This window comes from Helicobacter pylori (assembly GCF_017594925.1).
Classification (GTDB): domain Bacteria; phylum Campylobacterota; class Campylobacteria; order Campylobacterales; family Helicobacteraceae; genus Helicobacter; species Helicobacter pylori_DP.
In genome coordinates this window covers 1-1,812 of the sequence record NZ_JAALNT010000038.1, presented here as the reverse complement: position 1 = coordinate 1,812, position 1,812 = coordinate 1, and the positions used below count along the sequence as shown (strand labels likewise).

The 1,812-nt window shown below is 35.2% G+C and carries 2 protein-coding genes; one reads left to right on the top strand and one right to left on the bottom strand.

Annotation, left to right across the window (positions count from 1 at the left end; genetic code table 11):
* Positions 1-17: 17 nt before the first annotated feature.
* Entirely contained in the window at positions 18-464 is a 447-nt protein-coding gene (gene tnpA, locus G6069_RS07825; protein WP_197293929.1) for an IS200/IS605 family transposase, read from the bottom strand.
* A 51-nt stretch (positions 465-515) separates the two neighbouring features.
* Here tnpA and G6069_RS07820 point away from each other — a divergent pair, with 51 nt between their 5' ends.
* Positions 516-1,799, top strand: a complete 1,284-nt coding sequence (locus G6069_RS07820; RefSeq protein ID WP_197293928.1) for an RNA-guided endonuclease InsQ/TnpB family protein — start codon at positions 516-518, stop codon at positions 1,797-1,799.
* The last annotated feature ends 13 nt before the right edge of the window (positions 1,800-1,812 follow it).

Sequence of the window (1,812 nt, the reverse complement as noted above, 5' to 3'; positions counted from 1 at the left end):
AAAAACCTTAAGTAAAACTAACCTTGATTTTCTATATACGCCTTGATCGTTTCAGGGTTAGCCTCACCGATAGAGCAAGCAAAAAATCCATCAGTCCAAAAAGTTTTTTCTTTCCAAAAGTGTTTTTGCAATAAGGGGATAAATCTTTTATCGTGCCAAACTCTATAAGTAGTGATTTGTTTGATTTTAGCAATAATGGAGCTAATAGACATTCTAGGAATATATTGAACCATTAAGTGCAAATGATCTATATCGCTTTCCATCGCAATGATAATGAAATGACTTTGGGTGGCTATCTCATCTATAACAGACTTAATAAAATCATTCAAATCCCCTTGCAACAACTTTTTTCTGTATTTACACACTAAAATCAAATGGGCTTTTAGATTATGCTTGCTTCGGTTGGTTGAAATATACCCTCTTAATGGATAATATTTTTTTCTCATTAGTTTAGCCTTATTCATTATTTATAAAAACATTGTATAATAATATAAGATAAAGATAAGGAGTTATTTTTGCTTAACGCTATCAAGTTTAGAATTTATCCTAACGCTCAACAAAAAGAGCTTATTTCTAAACATTTTGGCTGTTCTAGAGTCGTGTATAACTACTTTTTAGATTACCGGCAAAAGCAATACGCAAAAGGCATTAAAGAAACTTACTTCACCATGCAAAAAGTCTTAACCCAAATCAAGCGGCAAGAAAAATACCATTACCTCAATGAATGCAATTCTCAAAGTTTGCAAATGGCGTTAAGACAGCTGGTGAGCGCTTATGATAATTTCTTTAGCAAAAGAGCGAGATACCCTAAATTCAAATCCAAGAAAAACGCCAAACAATCCTTTGCAATCCCCCAAAACATAGAAATCAAAACAGAAACTCAAACCATCGCTCTCCCTAAATTCAAAGAGGGCATTAAGGCTAAATTACACAGAGACTTGCCTAAAGATAGCGTTATCAAACAGGCTTTTATTTCTTGCATAGCCGATCAATATTTTTGTTCTCTATCCTATGAAACCAAAGAGCCTATCCCTAAACCCACCATTATCAAAAAAGCGGTAGGTTTAGACATGGGCTTAAGAACGCTCATTGTTACAAGCGATAAAATAGAATACCCACACATTCGCTTTTATCAAAAATTAGAAAAGAAACTCACTAAAGCGCAAAGGAGGTTAAGTAAAAAAGTAAAAGGTTCCAACAACAGGAAAAAACAAGCTAAAAAGGTAGCTAGATTGCATTTAGCTTGTTCAAACACTAGAGATGACTACTTGCATAAAATCAGTAATGAGATAACCAATCAATACGATTTGATAGGGGTAGAAACTTTGAATGTTAAGGGGCTTATGAGAACTTATCATTCTAAAAGCCTTGCTAATGCGAGTTGGGGGAAATTCCTTACTATGCTAGAATACAAAGCCCAAAGAAAAGGGAAAACCCTTTTACGCATAGACAGATTTTTCCCTAGCTCTCAATTATGTTCTTATTGTGGGTTCAATACAGGCAAAAAACATGAAAGCATCACTAAATTCACTTGCCCTCATTGTCAAACCACACACCACAGAGATTATAATGCGAGCGTCAATATCAGAAACTACGCTTTAGGCATGCTAGATGATAGGCATAAAGTAAAGACAGATAAAGCTAGGGTAGGGATTATCCGAAGCGATTACACTCATCACACTAATGAGTGTGTCAAAGCTTGTGGAGCTTCCTCTAACGGGGTTAGTTCTAAATATGGCAACATATTAGATCTAGCTAGTTATGGAGCGATGAAGCAAGAAAAAGCCCAATCGCTTTAGCGGTTGGGTAATT